The organism is Paenibacillus sp. FSL H8-0175 (assembly GCF_045040615.1).
GTDB lineage: Bacteria > Bacillota > Bacilli > Paenibacillales > Paenibacillaceae > Paenibacillus_AQ > Paenibacillus_AQ odorifer.
Genome location: NZ_CP150299.1, coordinates 5406807 through 5422018, shown reverse-complemented (window position 1 = coordinate 5422018; position 15212 = coordinate 5406807). Strand labels below are relative to the sequence as shown.

Genomic DNA, 15212 nt, shown 5'->3' with positions numbered 1-15212 from the left:
AGGAAAGACATATGAGAGGAGCCGTAGCTGTGGAGGGAAATAAGAGGAGAATCTCCATTAAGACATCCGGCAATAAGAATAACCCAGACAAGGAAAAGGAGAATAAGGCTTTTCCTGAAGTTAATCCTGAGTATCTAACAGCAGATCCGCGTAATCCCGAGGATATTCCGCTGGAAGAAAAAATGAATACGATGTACCGTTTGACCTTTGAGTGGGCTCATATTTTGGAAAAATCCCGAATTTATCAATATACGGATCTGCTATATTCACCTTGGCGGTTGATTTGGAGAAATATTTTATTTGGAGCAGCTCGGGGAGTTGGGATTGCACTGGGTTTTACTTTTTTTGCGGCAACGATTATTTATATCCTTCAGGGACTAGGCGCGCTCAATCTACCGATCATTGGTGATTATATTGCGGATATTGTGCGGATCGTACAACGTCAGCTAGAGTTCAAATAGTCATCGAAACGTTAAGATTAAAAACAGCGAACCATTCCTCAAAACTGGAACAGTACGCTGTTTAAATGTTTTTGTATAGGGGACATTTGTGTTTAGTCTTCGTCGAGAGGATCTAGGCTATGAGTTGCCTCGTCACTGTCCAAATAACGCTGGTAGCTCCGTCCCGGCACTACAATTAGATTGTTGCCCGTGATATCAGTGGCGATAAAGTTCTCCCAAGGCTCTACGCAGCCTTCCAGCTCATCGGCTTCAATCTCCATATCATTATAAGAATCAATATTGTTGCCCTCCGCCATGGCGGGAGAATTCGAGGTACCCCAGCTTTCTACAATCTGCCAGGCATCCTCGCCGTCAAAACCGTTTTGATCGTCGCGCTCATCCAGACTGGTGCGTCCAAAAGGTGGAGATAACAGCTCCTCTTCTACTGGTCGAGTGAAAGGTGCGTTTTGCCGCGGGTTGTGCTCTTTACAATAAAGTGTGGAAGGGATGGCAGATAAACGTTCAAAAGGGATCGGCTCACCACTAGCCTTGCATATCCCATAGGTGCCATTATCCATAGCAGATAAAGCAGCTTCAATATCGTCCAGCTCATGCTCGTCCCGCTCTAACAGTGAAATGTCCATGGAGCGATTATACAAATCGGTGGCTGCATCTCCTGGATGGTTGTCATTCTCGGAAAGTTCTCCGGAGCCATCCCGCATGGATTCATCTAAGCCGTAATGTTCATTATTCTGAAGCCTGTGCTGAATCGTATCCCGATCTTTTTCCAATCGTGCGCGTAGCTCTGAGAGCTGCTGTACTGTCAGGTGCGTCATAATGAGAAAGCTCCTTTCTGTACCTTTTATAAGAATCATTCCGACTTGCCGGATAACACCGGATGGTTCTTCTGTTAGGTTGACCGGAGAGCAGGGATTTTAGCGCTGGAAAATAGTCCCCAAGATTGAACTTAGCGGATGTCCCGCAATAGACGATTCTTTAAGGGCTGTGCTACAATATACAAGTCTTTAAACAGTATTCGTACCGCATTTAGCGGGAAAAATAAGAACGGAGTGACAACTTCTGTGGTGTACTATTTGATTGCTCTTATTGTATTTTTGGTGGATCAAGGGACAAAGTATCTCATTGCTACACGTCTGGAGATCGGAGAACAGATTTCTGTTATCGGAGATTTTTTCCTGATTACCTCTCATCGCAATCGCGGGGCTGCTTTTGGGATTCTCGAAGGTCAGCAATGGTTCTTCTTTCTAGTTACGGTTGTAGTGGTTAGTGGTATCGTTTGGTATTTGAACAAGACTAGACACTCGCGGAAGCTGTTATCTGTTGCCCTAGGGCTTGTACTGGGTGGAGCTATCGGTAACTTCCTGGACCGGATAATCAATGGTGAGGTTGTTGATTTCCTTCTGTTCAATTTTGGGAGCTATAGCTTCCCGATTTTTAACGTGGCGGATTCTTGTATTGTCATTGGGGTTGGATTGATTCTTCTGGATTCTTTTCGTGACCTTAAGAATGGCGAAGAAATTACGGAAATAAAAGAAGTGAAAGAAGCAAAGGAAGTAAGAGAAGGGAATGAATGATTTGAATAAAGACGTCAATCACCAAGCGGCATCTACGAGCGAAGAAGAGAGGGACGTCACGGAATGGACCGTTTCGGCAGAGAACGCGCGGGAGCGAATCGATAAATATATTACGGAATCATGGGAAGAAGAAATTTCCCGTTCTCAGGTGCAGCTGTGGATCAGCGGCGGTAACGTTACGGTTAATGGCAAGCCAGTGAAAGCCAACTATAAGTTATCGGAAGGCGACGTGGTTAGCGTTGTTGTCCCTGAAGCAGAAGTAACGGATTTGATCGCGGAGAACATTCCTCTTGAAGTTGTATATGAAGACAGCGATGTCATTGTGATTAATAAACCCCGGGGCATGGTTGTGCACCCAGCTGCGGGACATCCGTCAGGCACCTTAGTAAATGCGCTGATGTATCACTGTAAGGATCTGTCCGGCATTAACGGTGAGATTCGTCCAGGTATTGTCCATCGGATCGATAAGGATACCTCTGGTCTTATCATGGTGGCTAAGAATGATGCCAGTCATGCCTCGCTTGCCGCACAGCTTAAAGAGCATAGTGTTACGCGCCGATATATTGCAGTCGTACACGGCAACTTGTCGCATGATAAGGGCACTGTTGACGCACCGATTGGCAGAGATCCACATGATCGCAAGCTATACACCGTAACCGAAAAGAACAGCAAGAAATCCGTAACCCATTTTACAGTAATGGAACGTTTCGGAGATTGTACACTGCTGGAGCTGCAGCTGGAGACTGGCCGCACGCATCAAATCAGGGTACATATGAAGTTCATTGGCCATCCACTTGTAGGTGATCCGATATATGGACGCAGCAAGGGCACTACGATGAATGGACAAGCGTTGCATGCGGCGGTGCTTGGATTTGTTCATCCTACCACAGGTGAATATAAAGAATTCAGCAGACCTATTCCAGAGGATATGGAAGAAGTGCTGTTCACACTACGCAGCAGATAAGTACAAATGAAGTGATAATTAGTCTATGGTATTGAACACTACTTTACGGCATATTTAAAAACATAAGGATAAAGAAAGGGTAATGCCTTATTCTTTATCCTTATTTTTATAATGAAACGGATATCCGGAAACATACGCCATCCAAGGGACGGCGAAGCCGTTTCTTTTAAAAGTAGAATAGATATTCAGGAGATGAGATGACAGTATGAGTATTGAACAATACCAAGATAGCTTCATTCAGACTAATTTTGCAGACCGCATCGGCGGTGCCAATTATGGCAAAGACACTTCGATTTATAAATTCGAGAAAATCAAACGTGCTAAAGCATCCGCAAAACAGGATTTTCCTAACATTGAACTAATTGATATGGGCGTAGGCGAGCCGGATGAGATGGCTGATGCGGGTATCGTAGCTAAGCTTGCTGAAGAAGCAGCGAAGGAAGAAAACCGCGGATATGCGGACAATGGAATTGCCGAATTCAAGACTGCTGCTGCTGAATATTTGCGGGAAGTTTTCCGGGTGGAAGGAATTGATCCAGACACGGAGGTAGTTCACTCCATCGGATCGAAGCCTGCGCTGGCTATGTTGCCATCTTGTTTCATCAATCCAGGTGATATCACGATTATGACCGTGCCGGGTTATCCAGTCTTGGGTACACATACTAAATATTTGGGTGGACAAGTATTTACAGTGGAGCTGAAGAAGGAGAACAAATTCCTTCCAGATCTGAATGAAATTCCGGAAGACATTGCTCGTAAAGCTAAGCTTCTTTATCTAAACTATCCAAACAATCCAACGGGCGCTAGTGCCACTCCTGAGTTTTTTGCTGAGGTCGTTGCATGGGCGAAAAAATACGATGTAGTGGTTATTCATGACGCACCTTACGCTGCCTTGACCTATGACGGTTTGAAGCCACTTAGCTTCCTCTCCGTTCCAGGTGCAAAGGATGTGGGTGTGGAGCTGCATTCTCTTTCTAAGTCTTACAATATGACGGGCTGGAGAATTGGTTTTGTGGCTGGTAATCCGCTAGTGGTTAAAGCCTTCAGCGATGTGAAGGATAATAACGATTCCGGCCAATTTATCGCGATTCAAAAAGCAGCGGCTTATGGTCTTGCTCATCCGGAGATTACTGAAGCGATTGCGGATAAATACTCCCGTCGTCACAACCTGCTGGTTGATGCACTGAACAGCCTCGGCTTTAAAGCTGAGAAGCCAAAAGGTTCCTTCTTCCTGTATGTCGCTGCACCTAAGGGAATCAAAGACGGCCGTCGCTTTGAATCCGGTGAAGATTTCTCCCAATTCCTCATTCGTGAGAAGCTGATCTCCACTGTGCCTTGGGATGATGCAGGTCCGTTTGTTCGTTTCTCCGTTACCTTTATTGCTAAAGGTGAAGAGGAAGAGAGACGTGTCATCTCTGAAATTCAAAGACGTCTTAGCGATGTGGAATTTGAGTTTTAAGCATTGTTATTGAAATTAATGAGGCTGTCCCAAAAGTAGTGAATTCTACTTGGGGGCAGCTTCTTTTTTATGGAATAGGAAATGTTGTAGATGTTACTGTGCCCTATGACTATATACCACGTGTTGTGTATTGTAGTGCATTTTAGTGTAGTGTTCTGTTATTCGGGTGGGTGGTGGTTGACTGCAATATTTGATTTTCGTACAGCTTGCAGTAGATGATTTGTGGTAGCTGTGACGGTGGAATTTGTGCAGTGGACTTTCTGCGGTGGGCTTGTGTGGTGAGCGATATGCGTTCTGTGTTTGTGCGAAGTAAAGAGTGGGTTATAAACTAATTAGGGAAAAACTCCCTGAAATTAGCCGATATTCGCTCTAAATGTACGAAATCAGGGAAAAGTTCCCTAATAATCAGCGGGTTTTCTATATTATTTACTGAACTGGCCAATAATTAGGGAAGTTTTCCCTAATAACAAGTCTGATGAACAGAAATCACTGAATTTCAGGGAGAAATTCCTTAATTACTATATAAGTACCTCACCGATTGCATCATTTTCAGCATTACTAGGTGCGCCTTTTGAATCATTTGGACATTAAGTAGTGTTAAGAACATAAACGAGGCTGTCCAAAAAGCCATGAAACGGCAACTTGGGACCGGCCTCGTTTTTTATGCAGATATACTGAGTACCGCTTCCCCCTTGTTGTTAATAGAAGTAAGGAAGAGAAGTGCAAAAGTTTAGGCAGAGAAAGTTGACATGAGGGGGTTGTTCTGTCATAATTCTTGTTAAATGAATAGCGCCTTTAATTCAGTCCTGTGAGGCTGGCAAGGTAACGTGAATCGAGGTTCGCGACTCTTAGAAAGGTATCCGTGTGTAAATACGGAACTGTCTTTTTATGCGCGCGGCCGTCATCTTCCTCATCTGCGGATTTCACTCCTTGCCTGTTATAGGCAAGGAGTTTTTTGATTTCCGGGAACTTGAATAGGCGAACAAGCTGGAGGGTGACAAGATTATGGTTACTGAGAAAAATGTCATTATGGATGAAACGGCGATCCGCCGGGCCTTATCGCGTATTGCTCATGAGATTTTGGAGAAGAACAAAGGTATCGAGAATTGTCTGCTGGTCGGCATTCGGACACGAGGTGTGTATCTGGCACAGCGTATCGCTGAGCGCATCAAGGAGATTGAAGGCGTCGAGATTCCATACGGTGAGCTGGATATCACACATTACCGGGATGACCGTGAAGTGGAAGGCAGTGAAGCAGTAGTGAAGAGCAACGTCGTTATTACTTCAGGAAGTGCTGGCATTCATGATCAGAAAGTCATTTTGTTCGATGATGTACTTTACACCGGACGCACCATCCGCGCGGCGATGGACGCTTTGATGGATTGCGGACGCCCACGAATGATTCAACTGGCAGTACTGGCTGACCGCGGACACCGCGAGCTGCCGATCCGGCCGGACTACATCGGTAAGAATGTACCTACCTCAAAGCACGAGCAGATTGAAGTGGCGCTGAAGGAATACGACGGCAAAGATGAGGTCTACATTATTTCAAACCGGGAGGAACGATAACATCATGACACTTACCAAGGTAAAGGAACGTAGTCTGCTGGGAATCAAAGAGCTTGACCGGTCGGAAATTATCCAACTGCTTGACAGAACAGCATTTTGGGACAATCAAAGTGAAAAGCTAACGCCCATCTTGAACTCCCATTTTATTTCTAACATGTTTTTTGAGAACAGCACACGCACACGCTTCTCTTTCGAGATGGCAGAGAAACGACTAGGTGCGCAAGTACTTAATTTTACGGCTGCAGCTTCTAGTGTAGAAAAAGGGGAGTCGATCTACGATACAGTGCGCACACTGGAATCTATGGGGATCGATGCCGGAGTTGTGCGTTTGAAGCCTGCAGGTGTGCTGCAGCAGTTAGCTGAGAAGGTGTCCATACCGCTTATCAATGCGGGCGACGGCAACAATGAACATCCTACGCAGGCGCTGCTTGATTTATACACCATGACCAAAAGCTTTGGGGAACTAAAGGGCCTGACAGTCTCCATCATTGGGGACATTATGCATAGCCGCGTAGCGCGCTCTAATCTCTGGGGGCTTACGAAAATGGGAGCCAAGGTGCAGTTCTGCGCACCGGATAATATGAAGGCTCCTGAGCTTATGGAGTATGCGCCTTACGTAACTATGGAAGAAGCTCTTAAAGCGGATGTAGTAATGATGCTTCGAGTACAGCTTGAGCGCCATACTTCCGGCATTAAGCTGTCTGCTGAAGATTACCGTAGCCACTATGGTCTAACAGAAGAGCGGGCAGCTAAGCTGGCCAAAGACACAATCATTATGCATCCAGCTCCGGTTAACCGGAATCTAGAGATTGATGATGCAGTAGTTGAGTGCAGTCAATCGCGGATTTTCCCGCAAATGTCTAATGGCGTACCGGTCCGGATGGCGGTTCTCGAAAGAGCTTTACTATAAGCTTACAGAATGCTAACGTATAGAGACTAATAAATATACACAAAGATGAATTTTTATTATATAATAACGAGAGGGCCCGCAGCTGTGATCTGAGGGTAAAGGTAGAATCATGACAGTGATTATTAGAAACGCCAGCGTATTGAATAAGGAAGGCTTGCTTGAGCGCAAACACATCGAACTTCAGGAGGGTGTGATCTCGGCTATAATCGACGGAAATGAAGCTATCGGAGAAGCCACGGAGATCATTGATGCTGAAGGTAAGCTGCTCATTCCGGGACTCATTGATATGCATGTGCACTTGCGTGAACCGGGATTTGAACACAAGGAAACAGTGGAAACCGGAAGTCGCTCAGCTGCTAAAGGCGGATTTACAACCATTGCATGTATGCCAAATACTCGTCCGGTGACAGATAGCCCGGAGATCGTGCAATTTGTGAAAGACAAGGCGCGTGAAGCAGGACTAGTTAAAGTGCTTCCTTATGCAGCCATTACGAAAAATGAGCTCGGACGTGAGTTGACGGATTTTGCGGCGCTCAAAGAAGCTGGAGCTATTGGATATACAGACGACGGTGTGGGCGTACAAAGTGCTCAAATGATGAAAGATGCAATGAACATCGCAGCATCGCTCGATATGCCAGTCATTGCCCACTGCGAAGATAATTCGCTGGTTGAAGGCTGCTGTGTAGCTGAAGGTGAGTTCGCTAAGAAGCATGGCCTCAAAGGAATTCCGAATGAGTCAGAAGCGATCCATGTTGGACGCGATATTTTGCTGGCAGAAGCGACAGGCGTTCATTACCATGTATGCCATGTCAGTACTGAACAGTCGGTGCGGCTGATTCGCCAAGCAAAAGAGATCGGCATTAAAGTAACTGCTGAGGTATGTCCGCATCACTTGCTTCTTGCTGAAGACGATATTCCAGGCCTGGATGCCAATTGGAAAATGAACCCGCCGCTGCGCTCCCGCCGCGATGTTGAGGCGTGTATCGAAGGGTTGCTTGATGGCACACTAGATATGATTGTTACAGATCATGCGCCACATAGTGAAGAAGAGAAGGCGAAAGGAATGCAGCTGGCACCTTTTGGTATCGTTGGATTCGAGACAGCTTTCCCACTCTTATACACAGCGTTTGTAGAAACCGGAAAATGGGATTTATCCTTACTAGTACAAAGAATGACTGCCGATCCTGCACGGGTATTCAGATTGAACACCGGGGTTATGGAGATCGGAGCTCCTGCAGATTTGACACTGATCGATCTGGAGCAGGAAAAAGAAGTAGATCCAAGTTCCTTCGCAAGCAAAGGACGTAACACTCCTTTTGGCGGCTGGAAGCTTAAGGGTTGGCCAGTAAAAACTTGGGTGGACGGCAAAGCCGTATGGACTGAGAAAAACTAGCGGACTGGTGAGGCGAAATTGCTGATCTTTACAGATCAGCAATTTGAGCGCGTACACTCCGGAAGGCATGCAAGGCATACGTATTAGACTACAGAACATGAAGGAGTGGAAGGGAATGCAGGCGAGATTGCTGCTTCAAGACGGAACTTTATTTACAGGTACCGCATTTGGCGCTGAAGGTGAAAAGACAGGCGAGGTTGTTTTTAACACAGGAATTACAGGATATCAAGAGGTGCTGTCTGACCCTTCATATTGCGGACAAATCGTTACCATGACGTACCCATTGATCGGGAACTACGGGATTACGCGGGATGATTTCGAATCTGTTCGACCTTTCGTACACGGTTTTGTAGTGCGTCGTCATGAAGAAGTTCCAAGTAACTGGCGCGCAGAATACAGTGTGGACGACCTGCTGAAAGAATATGATATTCCTGGAATCAGCGAGATTGATACCCGGATGTTGACGCGGATTATTCGCCACTACGGAACAATGAAGGCGATCCTGACTACCTCTAACAAACGTGTAGAGGAATTGATGGAAATGATGGGCGACACTTCAATTGAAGAATTACGCAATCAGGTAGCTCGCACATCTACTCCAAGCATGTACAATAGTCCAGGAACCAAAGAGCGCATCGTCTTGGTAGATTACGGCGCGAAGGCTGGCATCTTGCGCGAGTTGAACAATCGCGGTTGTGATGTTGTAGTTGTACCTCATGACGTAACCGCTGATGAGATTCGTCGCCTCAATCCAGATGGTATCCAGCTGTCCAACGGCCCTGGGGACCCGAAAGACGTCCCACACGCAGTGAAGACGATCTCGGAATTGCTTGGTGAATACCCAATTTTCGGCATCTGCTTAGGTCACCAGCTGTTTGCACTGGCTTGTGGCGCGGATACAGAGAAGCTGAAATTCGGGCACCGTGGAGGTAACCATCCGGTTAAAGAATTGGAGAGCGGACGTTGCTTCATTACTTCTCAGAACCATGGCTACACAGTGAATGAAGATTCTGTGAAGAGCACGGATCTAGAAGTTACTCACATTAATAATAATGATAAGACCGTTGAAGGACTTAAACATACCCGTTACCCTGCATTTTCAGTACAGTACCATCCAGAAGCAGCACCGGGACCTCATGACAGCAGCTATTTATTCGATCGTTTCTTACAGATGATCGCTGATCATAAAGCTAACACACCTGTAAGCTCGCGCCAGGCGCAGCTTGCGGCAAACGCCAGAATCACGGCGCCAAAACCTACAGTAAAACAGCTTGAAGCCGTGAAAGGAGCTCTATAACATGCCTAAGAATGAAAAGCTTAAAAAAATATTAGTAATTGGTTCTGGACCGATTGTTATCGGGCAAGCCGCAGAATTTGACTACGCCGGAACTCAGGCCTGTCAGGCCCTGAAAGAAGAAGGCGTGGAAGTTGTGCTGATCAACAGTAACCCAGCGACTATCATGACTGACACCAATATGGCTGATAAAGTTTATATCGAGCCGATTACCCTTGAATTCGTAACTGGCATCATCCGCCAGGAGCGCCCGGATGGCTTGTTGCCAACTTTGGGAGGACAGACAGGTCTTAATATGGCTGTAGAATTGGCTCGTGCAGGAGTACTAGAACAAGAGAATGTTAAGCTTCTAGGTACCCAGCTTGAATCCATCGAAAAAGCAGAGGATCGCGATTTGTTCCGCGATTTGATGCGCGAATTGGAACAGCCTGTACCAGAGAGCACTATTATTACCACAGTAGATGAAGCGATGAAATTCGCTGAGGAAATTGGTTTCCCACTGATTGTACGCCCAGCCTATACGCTTGGCGGCACCGGCGGCGGGATCTGCGACAACGAAGAAGAGCTGCTTGAGACTGTCAAAGCAGGTATTCGTTATAGTCCAATTGGACAATGTTTGGTGGAGAAAAGTATTGCCGGCATGAAGGAAGTTGAATACGAGGTTATGCGTGATGCGAATGACAACTGTATCGTTGTCTGCAACATGGAGAACTTTGACCCGGTAGGTGTGCATACGGGTGATAGTATCGTTGTGGCACCTAGCCAAACGTTATCCGATCGTGAATATCAAATGCTGCGCAGCGCTTCACTCAAAATCATTCGTGCGCTGAATATCGAGGGTGGCTGCAACGTGCAGTTCGCACTGGATCCGCAAAGCTATCAATATTATGTAATCGAAGTAAATCCACGTGTCAGCCGCTCTTCGGCTTTGGCTTCGAAAGCAACCGGTTATCCGATTGCCAAAATGGCTGCCAAAATCGCGCTTGGTTACACACTCGATGAAATCGTCAATCCAGTTACTGGACAGACCTATGCTTGCTTCGAGCCTACACTTGACTATATCGTAAGCAAAATCCCACGCTGGCCGTTCGACAAATTCATTCATGCGAACCGTAAGCTGGGCACACAAATGAAAGCAACTGGAGAAGTTATGGCCATCGGTCGTACCTTTGAAGAGTCCATTCATAAAGCAATTCGTTCCCTGGAAATCGGTGTACACCGTTTCCGTCTGCCGGGCGCTGAGGATCTGGAAGAAAGCGTCCTGCGTGAACGTCTGGCAAAACCTGATGATGAGCGATTGTTCTTGATCGCTGAAGCTTTCCGCCGCGGATTTGGCTTGCAAGAGATTCAAGACATTACTAACGTAGACTGGTGGTTCCTGTCCAAAATCGAGGGACTGATCAACTTTGAAGAGGTCATCCGTGGGGATGAAAGCTTATCAGAAGAAACCTTGTATCAAGCTAAACGCAGAGGTTTTACAGACCGTGCGATTGCTGAGATACGTGCAGAAGGACAAGCGAACGGTAAATACACCAAAGAAGCTGATGTACGCGCGCTTCGTTTAGAGCGAGGATTAACGCCTGTATTCAAAATGGTAGATACCTGTGCAGCTGAGTTCGAAGCTTCTACACCTTACTACTACTCTACTTATGAGACTGAAAATGAGGTCATTCATTCCGATAAACAAAAGGTTATCGTGCTTGGATCGGGTCCAATCCGGATCGGCCAAGGGATTGAGTTCGATTACTCCACTGTGCATGCAGTGTGGGCGATTCAGAAGGCAGGTTATGAAGCAGTTATTATCAATAATAACCCTGAGACTGTATCTACGGATTTTAATACTTCGGACCGGTTGTATTTCGAACCGTTATTCTTTGAAGATGTAATGAACGTAATTGCGCAAGAGAATCCGATTGGGGTTATCGTACAGTTCGGAGGCCAAACAGCCATTAACCTTGCTGCACCACTAAGTGCGGCTGGCGTTAAGATTCTCGGAACTAGCCTAGACAGTATTGACGAAGCTGAAGACCGGAAGAAATTCGAAGCTTTGTTGGCTCGTCTGGATATTGCCCAACCAAAAGGAAAGACGGTTATCAACGTAGATCAAGCAGTAGAAACTGCACAATCGCTTGGGTATCCGGTGCTGGTACGTCCTTCCTATGTACTGGGTGGACGCGCAATGGAAATTGTATATAATGATGCGGAATTGCTTAGCTACATGGTAGAAGCGGTTAAGGTAAATCCGGAGCATCCGGTATTGATTGACCGTTACATGTTAGGTAAAGAGGTTGAGGTAGACGCAATTTGTGACGGTGAGACGGTAGTTATTCCAGGGATCATGGAGCATGTTGAGCGTGCAGGCGTTCACTCCGGTGACTCCATCGCTGTATATCCTCCGCAATATCTGGATGAAAGTCTGAAAGCAAAAATTGCTGAGATCACAATCAAGATTGCTAAGGAACTGAAAACGATTGGTCTGGTCAACATCCAGTTCGTTATCTATCAAAATGAAGTGTACGTAATTGAAGTAAATCCACGTTCATCGCGTACGGTTCCATTCTTGAGTAAAGTAACTGGAATTCCAATGGCGCATCTGGCAACCAAAATCATTCTCGGCGGCAAGCTGAAAGATGACGGTTATACAGAAGGTCTATGGCCGGAAAGTGATTATGTATCGGTTAAAGTGCCGGTGTTCTCTTTTGCCAAGCTGCGTAGAGTAGAACCAACGCTCGGACCTGAAATGAAATCGACGGGTGAGGTTATGGGCCGCGATAAATTGTATGCAAAAGCTTTGTATAAAGGTCTAATCGGAGCAGGAATGAAAATTCCAGCAACCGGCGCTATCATCGTTACAGTGGCAGATAAAGATAAAGCAGAAGCTGTAGAGCTTATGAAAGGCTTCCACTCGCTGGGTTACAAGATCATTGCTACCGGAGGCACCGCTCAAGCGCTTGAAGAAGCAGGTCTCAACGTAATGAACGTAAACAAGCTGGATGAAGGTGCGCCGAACATTCTTGACTTGATTCGTGGTGGGCAAGCCAACTTCGTCTTTAATACACTGACTAAAGGGAAAACACCAGAGCGTGATGGATTCCGTATCCGTCGTGAAGCGGTTGAGAATGGCGTCGTATGTATGACATCACTCGATACAGTAACGGCACTGCTCAGAATGCTGCAGACGATCAACTTCTCGTCACAGTCCATGCCTGCTTTTGTCGGTCAATTAAACTAATCTCATAAAGATGTATAGGGCGGTTTGCGTTTACGCAGACCGTTCCGCTATGCCTAGGGGCTAATAAATGAAGAGTGTGGATTTAAGTCTGCACTGGATGGGAGAACGGTTATGGGACAGGGAGATGCGAAGTGGAATGAAATGGCGAATCGCTTGATGATCGCCTTAGATTACCCTGATGTTGCTGGGGCAAGAACCTTGATTGACAAGCTGGAAGGGATTCCTTGTTATATGAAAGTGGGAATGCAGCTTTTTTATGCAGCCGGACCGGAATTCATTAATGAACTGAAATCTCGGGGGTATTCTGTATTTGCAGATGTCAAAATGCATGATATTCCTAACACGGTAAAAGGCGGGGCAGAAAGCCTTACGAACCTCGGTGTGGATATGTTTAACGTACATGCCGCAGGAGGCTCAGCGATGATGGCTGCTGCCCGGGAAGGCGCTGCTTCAGTAGTTAATGCGAATGCTGCGCTTAAAATGCCTTTGATTATCGCAGTTACACAGCTGACCAGCACGAGCCAAGAAGTGATGAATAACGAAATTGGAATCGCAGGAGAAGTAGAAGATACTGTGGTCAGATACGCTAAGCTGGCAGCCGCTGCAGGTCTGGATGGGGTAGTGGCTTCACCGCAAGAGTCTTCAGCGATCGCAGAGGCTTGTGGGCCCGCATTTTGTACAGTTACACCTGGTATCCGGCCAGCAGGTGCATCCCTAGGTGACCAGTCCCGGGTGATGACGCCGGGCAAAGCCATTCAGCAAGGCAGCCACTTTCTGGTGGTGGGCCGTCCTGTTACAACTGCGGCTGATCCACGTCAAGCAGCACTAAATATTATTGAGGAGATGACCCTAGCATGAGTACATTAAATAGAAGTGAACAAGTAGCAAGTTATCTGCTTACGATAGGAGCAGTGGCACTGCGTCCGCAGGAGCCTTTTACCTGGACCTCTGGTATTAAATCCCCGATCTATTGCGATAACCGTCTGACTATGGCTTACCCAGAGGTACGTAACTATATTGCTGATGCCTTCGCTGAGCTTATTAAAAGCCAGTATCCAGACGCAGAGGTGATCGCAGGTACAGCAACCGCAGGCATTCCTCACGCAGCTTGGGTAGCTGATAAACTTAATCTGCCAATGGCTTATATCCGCGATAAAGCTAAAGGTCACGGCAAGCAGAACCAGATCGAAGGACTGATTAAGCCGGGGCAAAAGGTAGTCGTTATCGAAGACCTGATCTCCACTGGCGGAAGCTCCATCAAAGCAGCTCAAGCTGTGCAAGAAGCAGGCGCAGAAGCGTTGGCTGTATTGGCAATCTTCAGCTACGAGCTGGACCGTGCGTTGGAGGCTTTTGCCGCAACTGAAATGCCATTACAAAGCTTATCCAACTATAGCACATTGATTGATGTGGCTCTTACACAAGGCAAGATCGCAGCTACAGATGTGGAACTGCTGAAATCTTGGAGAAAAGATCCTTCCGCATTTGGCGTTTAAACTAAATATCTGATTATAGTTTGGACGGGCCTCTCACATTTTGGTGGGAGGCTTTTCTTTTTAACTACACTGAGTGTAATAAAAAGGAAAGCTTAAAGCACACTCTGCTGTATAGGTGCATGAAGTACGTTGTTATTTATTGCAGAAAGATGCAATGATCCAGCCGCGGCAGGTGTAAACTCTGACACTCGGCATTCTGAAACTCTGCTGCTATGCGCTATCGCTCTATGATCTGGCTCTGAACACTCTGATACTCTGAAACTCTGCTGTTATGCGCTGTCGCTCTACGCTCTGAACGCTCTGACACCCGGTGATTCCATTGCGCTGTCGTCTCAAACGCAGAATAGTTGCAGTTTCTGCACTTAAACTAACCTTCCTTAGAGGATCTGGCGATATAGTTGCACTTTGTGCAATTACATCCACCAGAGATCCGCTGAAAGCACCTAATAACGTTTTTTAACTGCACATAGTGCAATTAAAAGGAGAAGCACAACACACTCAGCTGTAATAGTTGCACAAAGTGCAATTATCCTGCCGCAGAAGGGGCGATTTGTGCCGGTCACATGAAATGTAGCAGGTTAGTCAGTAGGTTAGTTAGTATGGAAGGAAAATGCTGTATTGGTAAAAGGAAAAGTAGAGTGGAGAGTAGGGTTTTGGTGTTTGCATTCACATTTCACATCTACATTTACATTCACGTTCTGACACTTGGCTGACCTGCGTTCTGTCGCTCTGGTATATTGCGCTCTGACACTCTGGATTCTGATACTCTGCTGCTCTGCGCTATCGCTCTGCGCTCTGAACGCTCTGACACTCTGACACTCTGGAATACTATACTCTGCCCCGGTGATGCCCTCGCAATGTCG

At 46.5% G+C, this 15212-nt stretch carries 12 protein-coding genes; 11 read left to right on the top strand and 1 reads right to left on the bottom strand.

The genetic code is table 11. The annotated features are described in order from the left end of the window. The first annotated feature begins 170 nt into the window (after positions 1-170). Positions 171-461, top strand: a complete 291-nt coding sequence (locus MHH46_RS24100) for a DUF5665 domain-containing protein (RefSeq protein ID WP_282579970.1) — start codon at positions 171-173, stop codon at positions 459-461. Between the two features lie 92 nt (positions 462-553). Here MHH46_RS24100 and MHH46_RS24095 read toward each other — a convergent pair whose 3' ends face one another. Further along, the gene (locus MHH46_RS24095; RefSeq protein ID WP_076098553.1) at positions 554-1276 is read right to left on the bottom strand and encodes a TraR/DksA C4-type zinc finger protein; all 723 of its coding nucleotides are present in this window, start codon (positions 1274-1276) and stop codon (positions 554-556) included. A 246-nt stretch (positions 1277-1522) separates the two neighbouring features. Here MHH46_RS24095 and lspA point away from each other — a divergent pair, with 246 nt between their 5' ends. The 10 genes from lspA (at position 1523) to pyrE (ending at position 14349) form a co-directional block, all read left to right on the top strand. Continuing rightward, positions 1523-2035, top strand: coding sequence for a signal peptidase II (gene lspA / locus MHH46_RS24090; RefSeq protein ID WP_036683603.1), 513 nt, complete (start codon positions 1523-1525; stop codon positions 2033-2035). Beyond that, entirely contained in the window at positions 2028-2999 is a 972-nt protein-coding gene (locus MHH46_RS24085; protein WP_076192046.1) for an RluA family pseudouridine synthase, read from the top strand. Before lspA ends, MHH46_RS24085 begins: the two co-directional genes overlap by 8 nt. Positions 3000-3204: 205 nt before the next feature. Then, the gene (locus tag MHH46_RS24080; protein ID WP_076098555.1) at positions 3205-4458 is read left to right on the top strand and encodes an LL-diaminopimelate aminotransferase; all 1254 of its coding nucleotides are present in this window, start codon (positions 3205-3207) and stop codon (positions 4456-4458) included. Positions 4459-5463: 1005 nt separating this feature from the next. After that, positions 5464-6027: a bifunctional pyr operon transcriptional regulator/uracil phosphoribosyltransferase PyrR gene (pyrR, locus tag MHH46_RS24075; RefSeq protein ID WP_036683379.1), complete on the top strand. Its 564-nt coding sequence runs from the start codon at positions 5464-5466 to the stop codon at positions 6025-6027. A gap of 4 nt (positions 6028-6031) precedes the next feature. Next, entirely contained in the window at positions 6032-6937 is a 906-nt protein-coding gene (locus MHH46_RS24070) for an aspartate carbamoyltransferase catalytic subunit (RefSeq protein ID WP_076192043.1), read from the top strand. 109 nt (positions 6938-7046) lie between these two features. Further along, positions 7047-8330: a dihydroorotase gene (locus MHH46_RS24065; protein WP_076128828.1), complete on the top strand. Its 1284-nt coding sequence runs from the start codon at positions 7047-7049 to the stop codon at positions 8328-8330. Positions 8331-8445: 115 nt separating this feature from the next. Further along, positions 8446-9627, top strand: a complete 1182-nt coding sequence (carA, locus tag MHH46_RS24060) for a glutamine-hydrolyzing carbamoyl-phosphate synthase small subunit (protein WP_051491286.1) — start codon at positions 8446-8448, stop codon at positions 9625-9627. Between the two features lies 1 nt (position 9628). Further along, complete coding sequence (gene carB / locus MHH46_RS24055) at positions 9629-12856, top strand: carbamoyl-phosphate synthase large subunit (RefSeq protein WP_076192041.1); 3228 nt, start codon at positions 9629-9631, stop codon at positions 12854-12856. A gap of 111 nt (positions 12857-12967) precedes the next feature. Beyond that, on the top strand, positions 12968-13714 hold the full coding sequence (gene pyrF / locus MHH46_RS24050) for an orotidine-5'-phosphate decarboxylase (protein WP_076185241.1): 747 nt from the start codon (positions 12968-12970) through the stop codon (positions 13712-13714). After that, positions 13711-14349, top strand: a complete 639-nt coding sequence (gene pyrE, locus MHH46_RS24045; RefSeq protein WP_076192038.1) for an orotate phosphoribosyltransferase — start codon at positions 13711-13713, stop codon at positions 14347-14349. Before pyrF ends, pyrE begins: the two co-directional genes overlap by 4 nt. The last annotated feature ends 863 nt before the right edge of the window (positions 14350-15212 follow it).